Genomic DNA, 18,737 nt, shown 5'->3' on the forward strand with positions numbered 1-18,737 from the left:
ACCGCAGTGCGCTTTACCGCCTGGACCTCTGCCCGTATGGAAACGGTGAATTATTTAAGAAAAGGGGAAGACATGCGCCCTGCATGGCTGTTTCTGGCGCTTGCCATTGCCACTGAGGTTGTCGGCCTGACCGTGATGAAAGTTGCGGCAACCGGTGGCGGTCTGTGGGGCTATGCCGTCATGTATGCCTCTATCGCGCTGTCCTATGTCTTCCTTGCAAAGGCCGTGAAAACGATCTCGGTCGGCGTTGCCTATGCGATCTGGGAGGGATCGGGGATCGCGCTGATCACGATCGTCTCGGTCTTTGTCTTCGGTCATGTGCTGAGCATCCAGGAAATGATCGGCCTGTTGATGGCCGTAACGGGCATCATTCTCGTGAACGCCGGCGAGGTGCACGGCGAGGAGGCGTCCGATGATGGGGTCTGAAACTTATTTCGCCTTCGCCGTCGTCGCAGGTCTTCTCGATGTTGCGGCCAACCTCGCATCCACCAAGTCGAACGGCTTTTCCCGGCGCGGCTGGGGCGTCCTGTCCATCCTGCTCGTCCTGGCGGCCTTTGCCTGCCTGGTTGAAGCCGTCAAAGGCATGGAACTGGCGATCGCCTATGCTATTCTCGGCGCGACTGGCATATTCGGTACGGCCATCTCCGCCCGCCTTCTCTTTGGCCAGAAATTGAAGCCCGTGGGTTGGGCCGGCTTGCTTTTGGTCTTTGGCGCCGTCGTCGTCCTTCACACAGCCTGAGGATCGCGCGCAAGCGGTTCCGCCTTGTGCGGCTCGAACGTCGTTGCCAGGGGCCGCGTCTTCCACCCGGTCGATCGGTTCATCAGCCAGAAATAGAGCGGATAGGGAAGAAGATTGAGCAGTTTCAGTGCATAGGTGAAACGGCGCGGAAAGGTGACTTCGAAACGTTTCGATTTCAAGCCGGACACAATGCGGTCGGCGGCCTCTTCGGCGCTCACCAAGGCAGGCATTGGAAAATCGTTCTTCTCGGTTGCCGCCGTCGCAACGAAACCGGGATTGATGATCTGGACGCGGATGCCGACCTTGTCGAGATCGAATTTCAGGCTTTCGGCCATATTGATGAGAGCGGCCTTGCTGGCGCCATAGGCAGCACTTGTCGGCATGCCGCCATAGCCCGTAACCGAGGAGACAAGAGCAATTTGCCCTTTTCCCTGCGCCCGCATATGCCGAACCGTAGGCAGCAGACAGTTGACCGTGCCATGCAGATTGACCGCAAAAGTCTTCTCGAAATCGTCCCGATGCATGTCCTCGCCGTGCACCGGAATATAAACGCCTGCATTGAGAACGGCGAGCGCGAGTACGCCGTGTTCGTATTCGATCGCCGAGATGATCCGCTCCATATCTCGAGGATCGGTGACATCGCCATCAAGAACAATGATCTTTCCCGGCCCCGCAGCTGACTGCTGGAGAGCCACGAGCTTTTCGTGGTCTCGTGCGGTCACGACAACGTTGAAGCCCTCTCTGGTGAGCTGCAGTGACAATGCGCGCCCGATCCCCGAGCTTGCTCCCGTCACCCATGCCACCCCGTGTTCCGGCTGCGCTACGAATTCGGTCATGAACTGTCCTTTTCTTGCATGTTGAGCACGGCACGGCAGCAAGCGATACTTGACACTGAAATGTTCCTCGAATGCAAAGTAACAAGGGCAGCGCCGATCAAATCTAAGGGGATGCCGCCAAAGCACCGGCCGCTCGGCGCCTATTATTTTTCCGGTTGAGGGGTAGCGATCCCGCTGCGGGTCATTTTTTGCCCAACTCGATGCTGCTGCGAAACAACATTTCTTGAATGTCCATGGTAAGAGTTGGAAAAGACATTCATTTCCGGCATGCGTGGCGGATACTCTTGTTCTCCCCGTGCTATCGTCATAGCGCTTAAATGTGCGGCGCTCTGCCGGCGCCGTCTACTGTCCAGCCGCATTTGCGAGGTTCGCCCATGACCGTTCTGCCTTCCATTCTCGACGCTATCGGCAATACGCCGCTAATCCGCCTGAAAGGGGCATCGGAAGCAACGGGCTGCACCATCCTCGGAAAGGCGGAATTCCTTAATCCCGGCCAATCCGTGAAGGATCGCGCCGCGCTTTCGATTATCCGCCATGCGGAAAAATCAGGCGAACTCAGGCCGGGCGGAGTGATTGTCGAGGGCACAGCCGGGAATACCGGCATAGGCCTTGCGCTCGTTGCCCAGGCGCTCGGCTATCGCACCGTCATCGTCATTCCCGAAACCCAGAGCCAGGAAAAGAAGGATGCGCTGAGGCTGCTTGGTGCGGAGCTGGTCGAGGTCCCCGCCGTCCCCTACAGAAATCCGAACAATTACGTAAAACTGTCGGGCCGCCTTGCGGCGGAACTTGCGAAAACCGAGCCGAACGGGGCAATCTGGGCCAACCAGTTCGACAATGTCGCCAATCGCGACGCACATGTCGAGACCACGGCGCCAGAGATCTGGCGGGATACCGATGGCAAAGTCGACGGCTTCATTTGCGCCGTCGGTTCCGGCGGAACACTGGCCGGGGTTGCGGAGGGTCTACGGGCAAGGAACCCCGACATCAAGATCGGCCTCGCCGACCCTGAGGGTGCTGCTCTCTATAATTTTTATGCCAATGGCGTGCTGTCCTCAGCCGGCAGTTCGATTACAGAAGGTATTGGCCAGGGCCGCATTACAGCCAATCTCGAAGGGTTCGCGCCGGATTTTGCCTATCTCATCCCAGATCACGAAGCCGTGCCGCTGGTTTTCGATCTCGTCGATAAGGAAGGAATTTGCGTCGGCGGCTCCTCCGGTATCAATATCGCCGGCGCCGTTCGCCTTGCGAAAGATCTCGGCCCCGGGCATACCATCGTGACGATCCTTTGCGATTATGGTAACCGCTACCAATCGAAGCTGTTCAATCCGGCGTTTCTGAAATCCAAAGGCCTTCCCGTGCCGGCCTGGCTGACAAGAAACTCCGGACTAACGGTGCCCTACGAATCTGTCGGATAATGATTTCATGACAACTGCCCTGTTCCGCGACGACTTCTACCTGACCACGACGGAAGCGATCGTCACGGCAATCCGGGAAGACGGCGGGATAGAAGTCGACAGAACCTGCTTTTATGCGACATCCGGCGGGCAACCCGGAGACAGCGGTTTCTTCGAGCGCGCCGATGGCACCCGGATCGACATCGCCACGACGCGCAACGGCGAGACGAAGGACATCATCATCCATGTCCCGGCTGCCAATCAAACGGTGCCCTTGGTTGGCGAAAAGCTGGTCCTTCATATCGACTGGCAACGCCGCTACCGGCTGATGCGAATGCATACGGCATGTCATCTCCTGTCTGTCGTCTGTTCCTTTCCGATAACCGGCGCGGCCGTTGGTGAAGAGGAGAGCCGCGTCGACTTCGACATGGTGGAAACCATCGACAAGGACGCGGTGACCGAAGCGCTGATGAAGCTCGTCGCCGAGAACCACCCGGTCTATCTGCGGTGGATCACCGACGCGGAGCTCTCGGCCAATCCCGATATCGTCAAGTCGAAAAATGTCCGTCCGCCCTCGGGTCTCGGGCGTGTCAGCCTTGTCTGCATCGGCCAAGACTCCGCGATAGACAGCCAGCCCTGCGGCGGAACCCATGTCTCCGAAACGCAGGAGGTTGGCGCGATCCACATTGCCCGGATCGAAAAAAAGGGTAAGGAAAACCGCCGCTTCCGCATTCGCTTCGGCATGCCGGATTCCACACCCGTCCTTTGAGCGGCTTTCCACCCAGCTCGGCCATTGGGACAACAGGTTCCATGATGGATCCTTATCCGAATGGGCAGCCGGGCGGATACGCCGATCGCAACAGGGAAAGAATGAACTGAATGGCCAATGAACCGCTTGTCGTGCGCGTAACCGAACTCGAAATGACGGCAGCGCCGAAACAGAGCCTGCCTATGCCCGTCAATATCCAGACGGCCATCATGCGCGTGCCGGAAATACCCCTGCCCTTCTACCGTTTCCTTTACCTGCAGGTCGGACGCCGCTGGACCTGGGTCGACCGGCTGCGGATGAGCGACGAGGCCCTCACCGGCGTGCTCCACGACAAGCGCAACTGCGTCACCGTTCTCTCCGTCAACGGCGCCCCGGCCGGCTTCTTCGAGCTGTTGCAGATTGACGAGGATACTGTCGAATTGTCGCATTTCGGCATGTTCGAACATGCGCTCGGCCTCGGCCTTGGCAAATGGTTCCTCCTGCAGGCCCTCTACGCCGCCTGGGCGATGAACCCGCAACGCGTGAAGGTCACCACCAATACGCTCGACCATCCCCGCGCCCTGCAACTCTACCAGATGTTCGGCTTCTCGCCGGTCGCCACCAGCGAAGCCTCCGTTCTGCCGCTCAGTGACGAGGAACGAGCAGCGCTTTCCGAAGCTTTTTGAGGATGTCTGGACAGGGCTGGCGCGGCGCAATCTCATTCCGGCCATTTCTGAAAAATTTCAGAAGTCCGGGCTTACCTGAAACACGGCCGCGGTCCGGGAAATTGATGAGGATCACGGCAGCTTTCGCGGCGAAAGTCATCGACCGGCCGAATGTCGGCACACGAAAATATCATTTTTAGAGATTGCCGACGATGCAGTTGCGCCCGCGGCGCTTGGCTTCATAAAGCCGCTTGTCAGCCTGGGACAGGAGGTCGATCGTCGTCGCGCCGTCCGCGGGCGTGGAAGCGACGCCGATGCTGACGGTCACCGTCGAGTGATCGGCGGTCATAACGGTCGTCAACACCCCAAGGCGCAGATCCTCGGCCCGCATCATGGCATCCCCATGCGTAAGGCCCTCGCAGAGCACGACGAACTCCTCGCCGCCATATCGGAACAAGTGGTCGCCCTCACGCAGGGCCGATTGTATGGCGTGCGAGATTGATTTGAGCACATGATCGCCTTCGATGTGGCCGAAGCGGTCGTTGATGCTCTTGAAATGGTCGGCGTCGATCATCAGTAGGCTGACGACAGTGCCTTTCGCTACCGCATTGCGAATGACACGCGGTGCCTCGAACTCGAAGCGGCTGCGGTCATGCGCGCCTGTCAGCATGTCGCGACCCGACTTGGACAGGAGATCCTCGTACCGTTCCCGGAAGGTGAGCGTGTTGAAGATGTCGGCGATCGGCGGCCGCGGGCCGGAACGAACAGGATGGCTCAGATATTTCAAGTAAAGACCGATCGCTGTCGCGTAGAAAAGAGCCGCGCCCATCTTGGCAATCCAGCCGCCCCAGAACACGCTCGCCGGGGCGCCGTTTATGGCGTGGAGCGCAATATAGAACCCGGCCTGATCGAATGTCAGAACCACGACCCCGCAAATGAGAATACGCAGGATCACGTGATCGCGCAGCCATCGGCCGAGCTTCTCGTAAAGAAGAATGATCAGCAGCGAATCGATATAGAGCAAAAGAGTGCCCCAGAGCATCAGCCAGCCCATCTCATCGATAAAGGCAAGATCGGCATTGCGGCCCGGAACCGCCGAGACCGTCTGGTGCATCTGCAGGATGAGGCCAAGACCGACCGTCAGGAAATTACCGGCCAGCAAGCCGTAGATCGGCTGACGGACGGTTGCCGCGTCTTCCTTTACGTAGAGCAAAAGGATCATCATCAGCTTGCCGGCAAAAAGAACAGCCGACCCGGGAGAAATCACGCCGAACGGCAACTGAACGTAAAACACGGCCGCGAGATAGGTTTCGATGAAATGGAGTACGCCGAGAGCGGCAACGAAAACGCCCAGCCCGAGCACATGGCGCAGATGCAAAAGCCCCACCATGACGACGACGTAGACAAGACCTTCACATAGAAAAAGCAACAGATTTGGCATTGGAAGCAGTCGCCCGACGGTTCGTCTTTACCCTATAGGGGCGAAATTTAAAGAAATCTTTACCACCAGGACGGGGACGGTGAACAGTTGGAACCGAAATGATACGCCCGATGATGTCAAACCTGACGAGTAGCGGCATCGTCGGAAAACAGCGATGCTCCATGCTGGTCAATGATCTGGTGGGCCTTGCGCAACGTGGCGTCGACCACGTCCTGACGCGAACTGAAGAGATCGGCGCGAATGAAAGTCCGTACCCGCAGCATCCCATCCACGTCCTTCTCGATGGAACCGGCGAGCCGGAACTGCGCGCCTTCCTTCATCGGGGTCACGCGGATCAGGCAGTCGCCGTAGGTCTCCGTTTCCCCGGATGAGGCATCAGGTTCGGCGGGCGCGTTGTTTGAAAAACCGAATAGTTTCGACAGAAATGAAGCCATGGCTCAAGATTTAGCATGCAAGGAATGTCTGTCAAAGCCAAACTTGCATTCGCCCGCCGGATCCGTCAGCGGCCGCCTCAGATCGCACACGAGCATCATCAAGTTTAACATCAACTCTGTTTCACAAGGATTTGAAAATATGTATCATATCACGAGATTGGCCAGTATTTCATTGTCCGTTATGTCCTGATAGCGAAGGCCCGCCTGGTCGAAGGCGGCCTTGAGACGCGGAAAATTGTCCGGGTGCTTGGTCTCGATCCCGATCAGTATCGAGCCAAAATTCCGCGCGGATTTTTTCAGATATTCAAACCGGGCGATATCGTCTTCCTCTCCGAGAAGCCCGAGAAAATCCTTGAGCGCCCCGGGACGCTGGGCCATGCGCAGGATGAAATATTTCTTCAGGCAGGCATGTCGCATCGCCCGCTCCTTCACATCCGGCAGCCGCTCGAAGTCGAAATTGCCCCCGGAGACCACAGCAACCACGGTTTTACCCTCCAGTCCTTCCCGGCCGATCGCTTCCAGCGCCGTGATTGACAAGGCACCTGCCGGCTCCAGCACGACACCTTCGACATTGAGCATTTCGGTAATGGTCACGCAGATGGCATTCTCGGCCAGCAACAGCACCTGGTCCGTCGAGAACCCCTTGAGGGCAGCAAAGTTGAGATCGCCGATCCGGCCGACGGCTGCACCGTCGACGAAATTGTCGACCTGCTCCAGCGTGATGACCGCCCCCGTTTCCAGACTGCGCTTGAGACTGGGAGCGCCCTCAGGCTCACAGAACCGGAAAGATTGCGGAGCAACGACGCTTTTGAGGTACCCTGTCATTCCCGCCGAAAGGCCGCCGCCACCGACGGGCAGGATCACCAGATCCGGGATGATCCCGGCAGGCAACTGCGCCTGCATCTCCGCCGCCACGGTTGCCTGGCCCTCGATGATGTCGAGGTGGTCGAATGGCGGCACCATGACGCCTCCGGTATGGTTCACATGATCGCGCGCCGCCTGATAGCATTGGTCGAAGAAATCCCCGACGAGCCGAATGCTGATGAACTCGCCGCCGAACATGCGGGTCTTGTCGATCTTCTGCTGCGGCGTCGTCACCGGCATGAAGACGACGCCCGGCACCTCGAAATGCCGGCAGACGAAGGCAAAGCCTTGGGCATGATTGCCGGCCGACGCGCAGACGAACGTCCGGTCGCGTGCGCCCGTTTCGATCGCCTTGCGAAAGAAGTTGAAGGCTCCCCTGATCTTGTAGGAACGGACCGGAGAGAGGTCCTCCCGCTTGAGATAGATCGTCGCGCCATAGCGCGCGCTCAGATGCTCGTTGATCTGCAACGGGGTCGCCGGGAATAATGTGCGCAAAGCCTCAAGAGCGTGATCGACAGCCTGCTTCATGGTCAATGGTCTTTCGTTTTCCAGCACTGCTGCGCCCTATGCCATACGGGCGGTCATACACCAATATTATTCGTGTCCGAATCGTCCCGGCGGTCCTGCTCAGCGGCACGTCGGCTTGACTCCGTTGTAAAATGCGGAAAATCCTTGCATGGGACAGGAGAGGAAAGCTGATGCCGATGTTTGGACGAACCAGAACCCGAGCTATCGCATGTTGCGCAACATTGTTGCTTTTTGCGGGACCGGCTCTGGCCGGCCAACTCGCCGATGCCGCGGCAAAAGCCGAGGCGCTGGCATCGTCGGGCGATACGGTTGCAGCCCATGAGGTGCTGCGCACGGCGATCGGGGATTTCTCGGCGACGCTCCCCTTCTCCGTTGGCAAGGCCGTGTTTGTTGCGGCCGATCCCACAGGTTACGCCATGTACGAGCCCAAACCCGGCATCTCCTTCAAGCCCGGCGAGGCGCTTGTTTCCTACATCGAACCCGTTGGCCTCAGCTGGAAACCTGCGGCCGACGGCAAGTTGCAGTCCCATTTCACAGTTGATCTCGACATTCTCAGTTCGACCGGCGAAGTGCTGGCAAGCCAGAAGGCGTTCGGGGACTTCACCTTCACGGGCTTTGTCCGCAACCAGGAAATATACGCTACCCTGACGACGGACGTCACCGGCGCGGCGCCTGGCGATTATCTTCTTCGCTTCCGGTTCAACGACATCAACAACGGGAAATCGGCAATCGTCGATCAGAAGTTCACCATCGCTCCCGCTGCAGCACCGTGATTTGCGCGTTCAGACGCTTGTTCGGGAGGCTGCAATCTGGTCGATCATCGCCTGAACCGCAGCCGCGGCCGCTTCGAGCAAAGCTTCGTCGCGGGCGCGAATGACCAGTTCGGTGGAGAAGGCTTTTCCATCGAATTTCGGATAGGAGCCGATGCTGGTGCCGGGATAGGCCTTCTGCACCGCACCCAGCGGGCCGCCGATATCACCTTCGCCGAAAGGCGAGACGACGGAGCGCGACATGACCTGCGCTCCCTTGTCGAGTTGCGGCAGCAACGCGTCGAGCATGGCTTGAAACACCTGCGGCACGCCGGCCATCACATGGACATTGCCGATGATGAAACCGGGAGCCGTCGAAACCGGATTGGGAATATGCCGTGCACCGTTCGGCATGCGCGCCATGCGGCGCCGGGCTTCTGTGAACTCCATTCCACGCTTCTCGTACATCGCACCCAGCAGGCTCATCGCTTCGGGATCATGAACGCATTCGACGCCGAAAGCGCGCGAGATTGCATCTGCAGTGATGTCGTCGTGGGTCGGGCCGATGCCACCGGAGGTGAAGACATAATCATAGGTCCCCCGCAAGGCATTTACGGCGGCGACGATGGCCGGTTCATCGTCGGCAACGATGCGCACTTCCTTGAGATCGATGCCGGCAACGGTCAGCAAATCGGCGAGATGGCCGATATTCTTGTCCTTCGTCCTGCCGGAGAGCAACTCGTCGCCGATGGCGAGCATGGCGGCCGTCACGATCCTGTCATTGGTCATTTGCAAAGTCCCATCGGCATTGTTCAAATCGCGATCGCGACTGTCAATCATTCTGAAACACTCTGTCGTGTGCGGCAACCCTGTCCAAGCAATTGCAAACTGCTAGATGTGGTACACGACGACAATCGAACGTAACAACAATCCAAGGAGCGAGATGATGGCTAAGGTACTGGTACTCTATTATTCGGCCTACGGGCATATTGAAACCATGGCCTATGCGGTTGCGGAAGGGGCGAAATCGGCAGGCGCTGACGTGACCGTAAAGCGGGTTCCAGAACTTGTTCCCGAGGATGTCGCCAAGGCTTCCCATTTCAAGGTCGATCAGGCTGCTGAAATTGCAAAGCCGGATGAACTCGCTGACTATGACGCCGTGATTTTCGGGGCCGGCACCCGTTTCGGCACCGTCGCCTCCCAGATGCGCAATTTCATGGATCAAACTGGCGGTCTTTGGATGAAAGGTGCGTTGGTCGGCAAAGTGGGATCGGTCTTCACCTCGTCGGCGACCCAGCACGGCGGTCAGGAATCGACCATTCTCGGCTTTATCCCTACCCTCCTTCACCAGGGCATGGTCGTCGTTGGCCTCCCCTATGCCTTCCAGGGCCAGATGGGTCTTGAAGCGGTCAAAGGTGGCTCACCCTACGGCGCCTCGACGATCACCGATGGCGACGGCTCGCGCCAGCCATCGGACATCGAACTTGAGGCTGCCCGTTTCCAAGGCGCCCATGTCGCCGGGATCGCAGCCAAGCTTTCGGCCTGAGCCAGTGCCGAACCATTTGAGGGCGGTAAGCCGCCCTCTTTCGTTCTGGGCAGGCAACCAGCAGGGACAGCGCATTCGCATGCGCCGCCCCTGCGTGCTATCCTGATCCGTCAGACGCAACCGGTCCGGGGAACGATTGATGGCATCAGCCGTTTTTCACCTCGACGGCAAGGGTGCTGCCGCAGAACCAAACGTCTAGGGAGTGACCATGACCAAAATCGTCTACGAGATTGTCGAACATGACGGCGGCTGGGCTTATAAGCTTGTCGACGTATTTTCAGAGTCTTTCCCCACGCGCGAATCTGCAGTCGCCGCGGCAAAAGCGGCCGCAGCCGAGCAGCAGGTGGGCGGTGAGGACGAAGAAATCAGTTTTCAGGACAGGAACGGTCTTTGGCACAACGAACATGCCGACGGTGGCGACCGGCCCGAGGCCGTGGTCGAAGACAAGTAGTCTGTGGCGGGCCAAAGTGCCCCTCCCCGGCGCCGAAGAGGGGCATATGGATTTGGTGCTGAAAATACCGAGTTTCCCTCCCTCGGCAAGGTTATCTAGGGCTTTATTTGCGTTGCGATCAAGGTGAACCGTTTGTTAACCTTGAGGCTTAGCCTTAACACGTTCGCTTACCTGAAGTGCTGGATACCGCGACGGAGGTGCCTGCGCCTCGGGCCAGGCATGGCTGCCGGCTCGATTATTCCGACGACTTGGGAAAATCAGATCTCAAGAATATTCAGCGTCGACGGTGGCGGTATGGTTTGCCCAGGCTGATCGCGGTTGTAGGCCCGCGTTGACCAGCACAACAGGAACGTCTGGTCATTGGCCGTGGTCGCGGCGACAATTTGCCCGAACGAATCCGGCGGACACATTTTCTCTATGACGACGTCGCCCAGGCGGGCCACTGTTTCCATTTTCTTGTATCTTAGGCTTTCCGGGTCGATATAGATATCGATCGATTCATCACCCCGGCGCAGCGGCACGACCAAATGCTGGTCATCGGGCTGATACGGCTGAAAAAGCTCGATCTCGAATATGATTGTTCCCCCGCCCTGAATATTCCATCGATAGTCTTTCCACTCGGTTATTTGCCTTTTGACCCAGACGCCCGTTCGCTTTGACGCGATCCAGATCTGCGTATTCCCGTGTTTGTCGTATTTGTGATAGGTCACGACGATGCGCGCTCTCGCATCAAAGCCGATGACCGTGTTGCCGTTGATGATGCCGCCGTTTACGGGAACCGGATCGACGATCTCGCCGGACGCGAATCGGATGGGTTTTTCGATTTCGATGTCATTGGAATTATACCAATTTATAAGATCCCTGCTTTTTGCGTAGCAGAGATCGTGGTTCGTTTCCGCATGCTGGCTGTCGCGCCAAACCCAGGCCAGATGATACCAGCCGCGTCTGTCGAGGACCGGCCCCTGGAAGTAGGCGTTTCTGAGGTTCTCTCCGTCGATGATGGGTTCCCCGGTCTGCGATACCCAACAAGCACTGGCCTCATCGAAAACGTTGATATAGTCGCTTCCCCGCCCGCTTGAGCCGTCCCTGTAGGTGAAGGCCAATCGCTTGTCGGCCAACCGCAAAAATTTTGGATAGGTGACAAATCCCTCCCGGGCCGGATCGGTCATATGCAGTTGTCGCTGCAGTTGTCTGACATCCCCGGATCTGGACTGGTAATAAACAAGCGGATCGCTGTGCATATTGGCAGCGACGTGAAGAGAGCCGTCCTGCGCGCAGGCGAGCACGATCGAATTGTGGCTGTCCCAGCCAAGCCAGCTGTCCAGTTTGTGATATGTCCAGGACGCGCGGCTGCGAAGCGGTCTTCGTGCAATCGTCAATTGCCTATTGGCGTCGTAATACCCGACATAGAGCCACTTTCCGAAAATGGTAATCCCGAAATCGACCGAATGCCCCGCCCAAATGAGATCGATTGCGTCGTGTTCCAATTCACCCAAATCGTCCGGTGCGGGCTTCAGCAATTTTATCGGCCACGAACTTACCAAAACATGCTCCCCGGCAATGCCACCAATCGACTTTCCTGATTTCGCACAACGAACCCTATGGTGCAATTCCAGGATATGGATAAGCCGCCGACTCCGCATGTTTTCTGGATGCCGGTTTCCGCGCAATCAGCAGATGCCAGCAGGCAACAAGGTAATTCTTCAAACAGTCTCTTGACCTGAAAGCTTGAGTGCCTGAAAGAAAACGCAGGCGGATATAGGCCCGATACGCACGTGACTCGTCTGAGTCGCGTTCATTGGTTATAGGGTAAAACTGTGTCGCCGGGGCTTGGCGAAATTGGTAGACGCAAGGCACTTAAAATGCCTCGGGCTTGGCCCATACCGGTTCGATTCCGGTAGCCCCGACCATTCCATCAGAAGATCCGAGAAGCGGGTGCGCGCTACCGGACGATGGAAAGGAGAGAGGAGTCAATGCCGTGGAAATCGCAGATGGCTATGAAGCCCAGCTACACCACCCCATGGGACACGATCAGGTTGACGCGGCAATCAAAGCTGCTAAAAAGCAGGCCATTGAGCGATTGGGTCGAGAAGCGGTTTAAAAGCCGGTTTTCCCTATTCAACTGAATGTTGATTAGACAACCAAATCAATCCGATGGAAGAGTGTCCGAGTGGTTTAAGGAACCGGTCTTGAAAACCGGCGTGCGGGAGACCGTACCGTGGGTTCGAATCCCACCTCTTCCGCCAGATCATTACGCAAGCATCTGATTTTCTTGCGTAAAATTGATATGGAATTCCCCAGTCACACTTTCAGTCCCAATTCGAGCATAATGCGCTCCACCATAGTGCGCGTTAGAATCAAAAGGGGCCGTGATGTCGCCACGACCCCTTACCCTGCGACTAGCCTCGATTGGGGGCGGGTGATTATTCTGCCGGACGAACCTTGAACTTTGTTGTTCCATCGTCTTTTAGCCCGATCCCATTGAACGGGCTCGATTTCGGGGGCTCTATCCGCTGAATGATCAACCTCAGAACTTCATCGACGTTCTTAGGTTTGGACCGGAAGCCAATGTCAGTAAGCTCATCGGAAACTGCCTCGTTGAATTCTTCGAGGCCGATGGCTTCAGCTTCGCTTAGCGCTTCGAAGCGGGCCGACAGATCCGCGTCGGCGGATTGATCAGCAAGATCCCTGAGCAGTTTTGCCGCCTGAGCGTTGCGAGCATCCTCCGAATGCTTTTCCGCCTTCTGGTCGCGCCATTCCGCCTTCTTGTTCAATTCGAATGCAAGAACGTTCGCCATCAGATTTTCTCCTTCACTTCGTTCCACGCCTGTTGAGCGCCCTCGACCCACCAAACCAGCGTTCTGGTGGAAGCCTTTCTGGAGTCAAAATCGTCTCCTGTAATCAGCAGAAAAGCTTCATTGATTTCGAAGTCATCGCACTCGCCATAGAGAGCGAAAGCGATCGACCCTAAGAAGTGGCGAGCGTCATTGTCGTCAGCCGCTCGCGGATCGTGTTCCAGGCCGTCGAGGTCGATTTTCGCGATTGCCGACAGTTGCTCATATTCAGCGTCTTCCACTGCCCACCGCCGACCGGTGGCTACCCATTCCGGGCGTTCCTGCATTTCCTTACGAACCTTGCCGGCCCGCATCCGTTCAACCATTCCTGACATATCGTCTCCTTTCGTTTGTGCCTTCACCTCGACTTCTATTTCGTATGCTCGTTTAGCAACTGCGGACCAATTCACACCCTCAAGAGCGTCCATACGGTTCTTCAGTTCATCCGGTATTGAGATTGTCATTCTTGCCATGCGAACCTCCTTTCTTGATGCACACAATACACGAAAGGTGTGCATTGTCAATATTAGAGTGCATTACAGTTTGTCCATGTGCATTACGGAATTGTAATGTCGGGGCCGTAAACGCGAAAAGCCGCCGCCACCCGTTAGGGCAGCGGCGGCTGATGCGGATTGCTGTTACAGCAACGCAGGTCGTGACGGCGACTGGTTCCGAAATTCAGAAATAGTCAGGCGGGAAGAGCCTTCATCGTGTCGGCAATCTCGTCGTGTACGACGGTCATGGCATCCCTTAGGCCGGAAACAGGGGTGCCATCAAACTCCCCTATGAAGCGTGGGGGGGGTACCCATTCGGCGACCGGCGCGGCGTTTTGGAAGTGACGAGCCATGGCCGTGTAATGCGGGCGAGGGTCAATTGTGTCGCCGGCCCTGCTTGGCTTCCCGGCCTCCTTCAGCCAGACAACCTTGGAAACGTGGAGGATCTGGTCGAGGCGAACCGCGAACAGGGAATCCGGTCGAGGGCACCAAAACAGCGCGGCGTCGCCACATATACCGAAGAAGAACTTGACCACCACCATAGGCATTCCGCGTCCCGCGATCGCGACAAGATCCCCGCGGTTGATTGGCGAGTCGTCAGCGGTCCACAACACGGATTCCGGTGATACGATTGGAGTAAGGCAGTTTCCGAAAGCTGCGAGCGGAAGTGCGCCGCGTTCCCGCAGCTGATCCATCAGGTCTGGTTCATCTGCGTCAAGTTCATCGAAAATCGGCTGCGCTTTTTTGCCGCCCTCATACATGAAGTCTAACCGTCCGGCGCTGAGGCAGTCTAAGACTGATGCAACGTATTTCTTCAAGTCGGCGCTGACGTGCGGATTAGGACAGATGGCCTGGACGAATTCTGCGCGGTTTTTCGCGGCGACGGGCCATTGATGTAAGGGCACAAGACCGGCCCTTCCAAGGTTGTAAAAGTTCGAACGGTTCGGAAGGGAGATTGTTGGTTCGTCGAGCGACGGAGGAGCCAGAGCGGCGAGGCCTAGAAGGTTTGGCATCACGATTTCCTTCGGGGTTCAAGAGAAGCGGGCGGCCTTGGCGGCAGCGCGTGACGAGCGGTAGCAGTTGGCTCCGCAGAACATGCGGCCTGGCATTCCGACGAAAGCTGAACCGCACTGCTGACACGTCAAATCGACGGCTCTTGTCTTGGCTTTGCCTGAGCATGTTTTCGAGCAAAAGATAGAGGCCTTGCCGCTGCGGACCTGAGGCCGAAAAATCGTGTCACAATGTGCGCAAGGGACGTCCGGCCTTTTGTCATGGGTGAGACTGCAAAGCTTGGTGCAGAACCGTTGCCCTCGGAAGTTGGGGCGGAATAGCTTCTGGCATCCATCGCAGGAGCGCTCGCCAAGTCTATCGCGGAAAGCCTCTCTGCCGACAACCTGCCCCTCTTTTGTCATCCAAGCTCGGAAGGCGTCTTCCCTATAAAGATTATACCGAGCCTCGCATGAGACCCTCGGCGGAAGCGGTTCGCAGAAGAACGCGGATGCCGGGACGCCATTGCGCGATTTGATGTCGCCGCCGCACTGGAGGCAGAGGCCGGCGATCCTTGTGATTTCCGCCTGTCCCTCATCCCAGCTTGGCCTCACCGCGTGGCCGTTCTTCTTCAGCGCTGCTTGCACGATGGTGTCGGCTTCGAGGTCTGACAATGCCCAGGCATGGCCTTGCTTGATGAAATAATCCCGGAGGATCTTCCGGGCCGGCGCCTCGAATTGCCAAGGGCTGGATTGCCATTGCTGGAGATATCGGGCGATGAACTCGACCAGGTTGCCCCGCTGCTTATCTCCGACAAGTTTTTCATATCGCGGCAGCGCCGGTTCGGGGATGGTCGAAAGTTTTGCGCCACGCCAAACACCCGATAGAACAGTGCCATGCCGCTGTGCCCGCCTGATCGCCTTTGGCGTCGCCGCAACCGATATGTCTTTGATGCATTCCGGGAGAGCGAGCATTTCGTTACCTCACGATTGCCATTCAGCCGAGATTTCGAGCGCTTCGCGGAAACCGATTTCCCGGATACCTTTGACCGCATACAGGACGCCATCGACCTCAATTCGGTCTGTCTCGGTGACGTCGGATCGGAAGTGGCAACCGAAAGTCACGGTCCGGCGGGCGTACCGTTGCGAGGCGGCGAAGGCCTCATCTTCCGATTTATGGGTCTTCGAAACCCAGAAGGACGCGATGACTGTCCAAGCCTTGATGGGCTGGTCTAGGGCGTCGAGCTCGCCCGTCTCGCTATTGCGTTGAAGCCGCGCCAAGCGATCATAAGAGCCAATCCGCATGTCAAATCCACCACTGCACTGTGAAGTCCATGAGGCGGCGGTAAACGGTTCGATCGTCGCTGAAGTCGGTGATGTCGGTGGTTGCCTTGAAGCAATTCACAAGCACATTGCCGTTGTCGAGCTTTGCCTGAACGGTCTGCAAGAGGACCGTCTTGACCTCTTCTCCGAGATCCATCACGGCGGCCGGCGAGGCCGCGTGACAGCCGATCCGCACCAACGCTTCATATTGTCCTGCCAGATCGTCCAGGCGGCTGTTGGCGCGCTCAGAGATCATTGAGGTCACGATACACGGGAGGCCGGCCGATTCTGGGATGACGATCGGGTAAACCGGGACATCAAGGTTAGAGAGGACCGTCTGCAGGATCTTGAGAGCGTTCATCGTTTCGTAGCCTTTGCAGCCGCCTTCAATGCGGCTTTCTCAATTGCGGTACCAATTTCACGGCCGAAGATCTGAAGCACCTCGTCGGCGGTCTCTTCGAAGGCCGGTGTCAAGAATGGTTTCGCCGCGGCGCCCGGGTGCATGCGGCCTAGTTCGGGCTGCATATGCGGCGCTGTACCGAATTCTACGAGATGCGCTTCGCGGTATGCCGGGTCAGTGTTCGCTGGCCCGACATGGTGAGCGGCTTTGTTTTTGGGGTCACGTTTGACGGTGATGAGCTTTTTGAGCTTTCCGCTTTCCACTGAGCCGTTGGCGTCAAGGTTGCGTTTTGCGGCCTCAACGGTCGGCTTGAAGGCTTTCTTGCTGGCCTGAGCGATCGGCGTGGCGAGGTTGAGCGAGATAGCGCGGAAGGCCTTGGCGATGCCGTTGGCGCCGGACATTCGGGATTTAGCCATCACCGGAAAACCTTGAAGGGAGCGAGCAGCGCGGCGGCCGTCATTGGGATTTCGGTCGGGGTCGCGAAGCTGAATATTTGCCGTTCCGCAAACCAATGAGCGACGATATACCTGACTGCCAAGAGGATCGGCGCCGGAATGTCTGCGATCTCGCCGTACCCCGCTGTGAAGGTGATTTCGACGGTCTCGCGGTCGCTAAGCGACACAGGCCATTCTGTTCCATAGGCAGGGCAAAGTTCCGGCTTCCATGAGGATCGGCCGATAAGGCGATAGGCGGAAGGGGCCAGAGTCTGCCACGTCCCAGCCGTGTCCTTGTACCTGATCAAATCGACCGACATGGCCGGGCCAACCAGGCAGATGTCGCAGCGAAAACCGTCGAGCGTGATCATCCATGTCTGTTCACCCAGACAGCGGCCAAGCGTGCCGTGCGGTCCGTCGATTCGAGCGACGGCAGTGTCAATCAGTGTCTTGATTAGGTCGAGGTCGGCCGGCGCAACCGGGGTTCCCGCGTCGAGATCAGCGAAGATTCGAAGATGGTCGAGAACAGACTGTACGAATGTGGTGTGACCAGAGAATTCCTCCGGCGCTGTAATTTGAGTGAGCATGGGAGGTCTCCAGGTCGAAATGAAAAGGGGCGGCCGAAGCCGCCCCCTTATGATCACGCGGCGAATTCGCCATAAATGAAAGCCTCTGGCCGATAGACGGCCAGCGCGAGGCGTTCATAGTTCTTGATGGCGACGAGGTTCTTTGCGAAGTAATCGCTGTGCTCTGTGCTGATCTCGATCGAAGCCTGTTCGCGGTCGAAAACCTGTGCGCCAGTGCCGGCGCCCACCAGGAACTCGCCGGCCGTTACAGCGCTGGTCTCGATGACATTCAGGCGCCAAAGGATCATCGTCCCGCCTGTCTGTAAGTTAACCCACAGATACTGGCCGTTCGCGTCCTTCAGAAGCTCGATCTCGGCCCAATCGGTCGGATTGAGCGCGACAAAATTCGGAACCAGTTCGGCGAGTCGGCACTGGAGGATGGCCTTCCGGATGACGTCCACCTTGGTCACGCCGGTTCCAACCTGAGCGCCGGTGTAGGCTGTCGCCTGATTCAGAATGCCGTTGAGGTTCTGACCTGTTCCGTCGCCGGCGAGGATTTGGTTTTCCTCGACTAGTTTCAAGCCGAAGTTTGCCCGGGTGTCGATGTAACTGGCCAACATCGGCGCATCGTTCAGGATCTGGCGCGAAGCCGTCACCATGTGGCCAATCGCCTTGACGTTCGTCGTCACTACATCGAAAGTCAAATCCGAAGCGGCTACAGCGGCGCCTTCGGCAACCGGTGCGGCACCATTGGTGAAACCAGTCTCCTTCACGTATTCGACCGCATTCGACGAGGTGGAGCCGGGAAGCAGAAGCTGGCGAATGGTCAGCGAACGGACCGCCGGGGCGAGAATCTCCGGGCGGCGATCCGGTACGATAAGATCACCCGCACCGCCTGTGCCGGTGGTGGCGGAGGTGATCGTCGCTTTCGTAGACAGGGTGATCTTGCCGGCGTCAGAACGCGATGCGAACGATTTGTATTGTTCGGATTCGATCATCAGTTGACCGGCCGACTTCTGGCCGGTCGCCGCACCGATAGCGCCGCGCGTGGCCAGTCGCTGTTCGACCTCGGCAAGACGCGCCGCCGTATCGGTGCCCTTCTGACTCAGCGCGTCAAGGGCGGCCTTGGTTTCGCTCGAGACCTGGCCAAGGTTCTTCAGTTCTTCGCCGGCCTTGGTGGCGAACTGTTTGATTTCGGCGTCGCGCGTGGCAAGAGCCTCGGTCAGAGACTTGATTTCGGCGTGCGCGTCGACGCGCTCGGCGGCCTTTCGGCCCCGTTCTGCAATGTGCATGTTCATGATGGTG

General features: G+C 57.8%; 23 protein-coding genes and 2 tRNA genes. 11 read left to right on the forward strand and 14 right to left on the reverse strand.

Annotated elements, in window-relative coordinates:
* Window positions 1–72 precede the first annotated feature (72 nt).
* Together PY308_RS11285 and PY308_RS11290 are read left to right on the forward strand one after the other, a co-directional pair.
* Window positions 73–426, forward strand: coding sequence for an SMR family transporter (locus PY308_RS11285; protein WP_275782467.1), 354 nt, complete (start codon window positions 73–75; stop codon window positions 424–426).
* A complete protein-coding gene (locus PY308_RS11290; RefSeq protein ID WP_275782468.1) occupies window positions 413–739 on the forward strand; it encodes an SMR family transporter in 327 nt (108 codons plus the stop codon). The genes PY308_RS11285 and PY308_RS11290 overlap by 14 nt, the downstream gene beginning before the upstream one ends.
* Here PY308_RS11290 and PY308_RS11295 read toward each other — a convergent pair.
* On the reverse strand, window positions 727–1,575 hold the full coding sequence (locus tag PY308_RS11295) for an SDR family NAD(P)-dependent oxidoreductase (RefSeq protein WP_275782469.1): 849 nt from the start codon (window positions 1,573–1,575) through the stop codon (window positions 727–729). The genes PY308_RS11290 and PY308_RS11295 overlap by 13 nt on opposite strands.
* 374 nt (window positions 1,576–1,949) lie before the next feature.
* Between PY308_RS11295 and PY308_RS11300 the strand changes: the two genes are divergently transcribed.
* From PY308_RS11300 to PY308_RS11310, 3 genes are all read left to right on the forward strand, one after another.
* Window positions 1,950–2,990, forward strand: coding sequence for a cysteine synthase A (locus tag PY308_RS11300; protein WP_275782470.1), 1,041 nt, complete (start codon window positions 1,950–1,952; stop codon window positions 2,988–2,990).
* A 7-nt stretch (window positions 2,991–2,997) separates the two neighbouring features.
* Window positions 2,998–3,738, forward strand: a complete 741-nt coding sequence (locus PY308_RS11305) for an alanyl-tRNA editing protein (protein ID WP_275782471.1) — start codon at window positions 2,998–3,000, stop codon at window positions 3,736–3,738.
* Window positions 3,739–3,848: 110 nt separating this feature from the next.
* Window positions 3,849–4,403 (forward strand): GNAT family N-acetyltransferase, encoded by a 555-nt coding sequence (locus PY308_RS11310; protein ID WP_275782473.1) that lies wholly within the window; start codon window positions 3,849–3,851, stop codon window positions 4,401–4,403.
* Between the two features lie 175 nt (window positions 4,404–4,578).
* On the opposite strand, the gene PY308_RS11315 is transcribed toward PY308_RS11310, so the two are convergent.
* The 3 genes from PY308_RS11315 to ilvA form a co-directional block, all read right to left on the reverse strand.
* Complete coding sequence (locus tag PY308_RS11315) at window positions 4,579–5,823, reverse strand: GGDEF domain-containing protein (RefSeq protein WP_275782474.1); 1,245 nt, start codon at window positions 5,821–5,823, stop codon at window positions 4,579–4,581.
* A 116-nt stretch (window positions 5,824–5,939) separates the two neighbouring features.
* Window positions 5,940–6,257, reverse strand: a complete 318-nt coding sequence (locus PY308_RS11320; RefSeq protein WP_275782476.1) for an HlyU family transcriptional regulator — start codon at window positions 6,255–6,257, stop codon at window positions 5,940–5,942.
* Window positions 6,258–6,401: 144 nt separating this feature from the next.
* Window positions 6,402–7,649, reverse strand: a complete 1,248-nt coding sequence (ilvA, locus tag PY308_RS11325; RefSeq protein WP_275791095.1) for a threonine ammonia-lyase — start codon at window positions 7,647–7,649, stop codon at window positions 6,402–6,404.
* Between the two features lie 176 nt (window positions 7,650–7,825).
* Between ilvA and PY308_RS11330 the strand changes: the two genes are divergently transcribed.
* Window positions 7,826–8,422 carry a hypothetical protein gene (locus tag PY308_RS11330; RefSeq protein ID WP_275791096.1) on the forward strand — a complete coding sequence of 199 codons (597 nt, stop codon included), beginning with the start codon at window positions 7,826–7,828 and terminating at the stop codon, window positions 8,420–8,422.
* Window positions 8,423–8,431: 9 nt separating this feature from the next.
* On the opposite strand, the gene PY308_RS11335 is transcribed toward PY308_RS11330, so the two are convergent.
* Entirely contained in the window at window positions 8,432–9,187 is a 756-nt protein-coding gene (locus tag PY308_RS11335; protein WP_275791097.1) for a competence/damage-inducible protein A, read from the reverse strand.
* Between the two features lie 157 nt (window positions 9,188–9,344).
* Between PY308_RS11335 and wrbA the strand changes: the two genes are divergently transcribed.
* Together wrbA and PY308_RS11345 are read left to right on the forward strand one after the other, a co-directional pair.
* Entirely contained in the window at window positions 9,345–9,944 is a 600-nt protein-coding gene (gene wrbA / locus PY308_RS11340) for an NAD(P)H:quinone oxidoreductase (protein WP_275782478.1), read from the forward strand.
* 208 nt (window positions 9,945–10,152) lie between these two features.
* The gene (locus PY308_RS11345; protein WP_275782480.1) at window positions 10,153–10,395 is read left to right on the forward strand and encodes a DUF2188 domain-containing protein; all 243 of its coding nucleotides are present in this window, start codon (window positions 10,153–10,155) and stop codon (window positions 10,393–10,395) included.
* Window positions 10,396–10,652: 257 nt separating this feature from the next.
* On the opposite strand, the gene PY308_RS11350 is transcribed toward PY308_RS11345, so the two are convergent.
* The gene (locus PY308_RS11350) at window positions 10,653–11,882 is read right to left on the reverse strand and encodes a BNR repeat-containing protein (RefSeq protein WP_275782481.1); all 1,230 of its coding nucleotides are present in this window, start codon (window positions 11,880–11,882) and stop codon (window positions 10,653–10,655) included.
* A 337-nt stretch (window positions 11,883–12,219) separates the two neighbouring features.
* On the opposite strand from PY308_RS11350, the gene PY308_RS11355 reads away from it, so the two are divergent.
* The 3 genes from PY308_RS11355 to PY308_RS11365 all read left to right on the forward strand — a co-directional run bounded on the left by PY308_RS11355 (window position 12,220) and on the right by PY308_RS11365 (window position 12,641).
* Window positions 12,220–12,305: transfer RNA gene (locus tag PY308_RS11355), tRNA-Leu, on the forward strand.
* Window positions 12,306–12,373: 68 nt separating this feature from the next.
* Window positions 12,374–12,496 (forward strand): hypothetical protein, encoded by a 123-nt coding sequence (locus PY308_RS11360; RefSeq protein WP_275782483.1) that lies wholly within the window; start codon window positions 12,374–12,376, stop codon window positions 12,494–12,496.
* Window positions 12,497–12,551: 55 nt separating this feature from the next.
* A tRNA-Ser gene (locus PY308_RS11365) sits at window positions 12,552–12,641 on the forward strand.
* Between the two features lie 177 nt (window positions 12,642–12,818).
* Here the strand turns inward: PY308_RS11365 and PY308_RS11370 are convergent.
* The 8 genes from PY308_RS11370 to PY308_RS11405 form a co-directional block, all read right to left on the reverse strand.
* A complete protein-coding gene (locus PY308_RS11370) occupies window positions 12,819–13,193 on the reverse strand; it encodes a hypothetical protein (protein WP_275782485.1) in 375 nt (124 codons plus the stop codon).
* Window positions 13,193–13,702 (reverse strand): hypothetical protein, encoded by a 510-nt coding sequence (locus tag PY308_RS11375; protein ID WP_275782487.1) that lies wholly within the window; start codon window positions 13,700–13,702, stop codon window positions 13,193–13,195. Before PY308_RS11375 ends, PY308_RS11370 begins: the two co-directional genes overlap by 1 nt.
* A 215-nt stretch (window positions 13,703–13,917) precedes the next feature.
* Window positions 13,918–14,736 (reverse strand): hypothetical protein, encoded by an 819-nt coding sequence (locus PY308_RS11380; protein ID WP_275782427.1) that lies wholly within the window; start codon window positions 14,734–14,736, stop codon window positions 13,918–13,920.
* Between the two features lie 957 nt (window positions 14,737–15,693).
* Window positions 15,694–16,014 carry a phage head closure protein gene (locus PY308_RS11385; RefSeq protein WP_275782430.1) on the reverse strand — a complete coding sequence of 107 codons (321 nt, stop codon included), beginning with the start codon at window positions 16,012–16,014 and terminating at the stop codon, window positions 15,694–15,696.
* A gap of 1 nt (window position 16,015) precedes the next feature.
* A complete protein-coding gene (locus tag PY308_RS11390) occupies window positions 16,016–16,393 on the reverse strand; it encodes a hypothetical protein (protein ID WP_275782432.1) in 378 nt (125 codons plus the stop codon).
* Window positions 16,390–16,833, reverse strand: a complete 444-nt coding sequence (locus PY308_RS11395) for an HK97-gp10 family putative phage morphogenesis protein (protein ID WP_275782433.1) — start codon at window positions 16,831–16,833, stop codon at window positions 16,390–16,392. The genes PY308_RS11390 and PY308_RS11395 overlap by 4 nt, the downstream gene beginning before the upstream one ends.
* Before the next feature lie 14 nt (window positions 16,834–16,847).
* A complete protein-coding gene (locus PY308_RS11400) occupies window positions 16,848–17,453 on the reverse strand; it encodes a head-tail connector protein (protein ID WP_275782435.1) in 606 nt (201 codons plus the stop codon).
* Window positions 17,454–17,506: 53 nt separating this feature from the next.
* On the reverse strand, window positions 17,507–18,730 hold the full coding sequence (locus tag PY308_RS11405) for a phage major capsid protein (RefSeq protein ID WP_275782437.1): 1,224 nt from the start codon (window positions 18,728–18,730) through the stop codon (window positions 17,507–17,509).
* Window positions 18,731–18,737: the final 7 nt, after the last annotated feature.

Origin of the sequence: Pararhizobium gei, assembly GCF_029223885.1 — a bacterium.
Lineage (GTDB): Bacteria > Pseudomonadota > Alphaproteobacteria > Rhizobiales > Rhizobiaceae > Pararhizobium > Pararhizobium gei.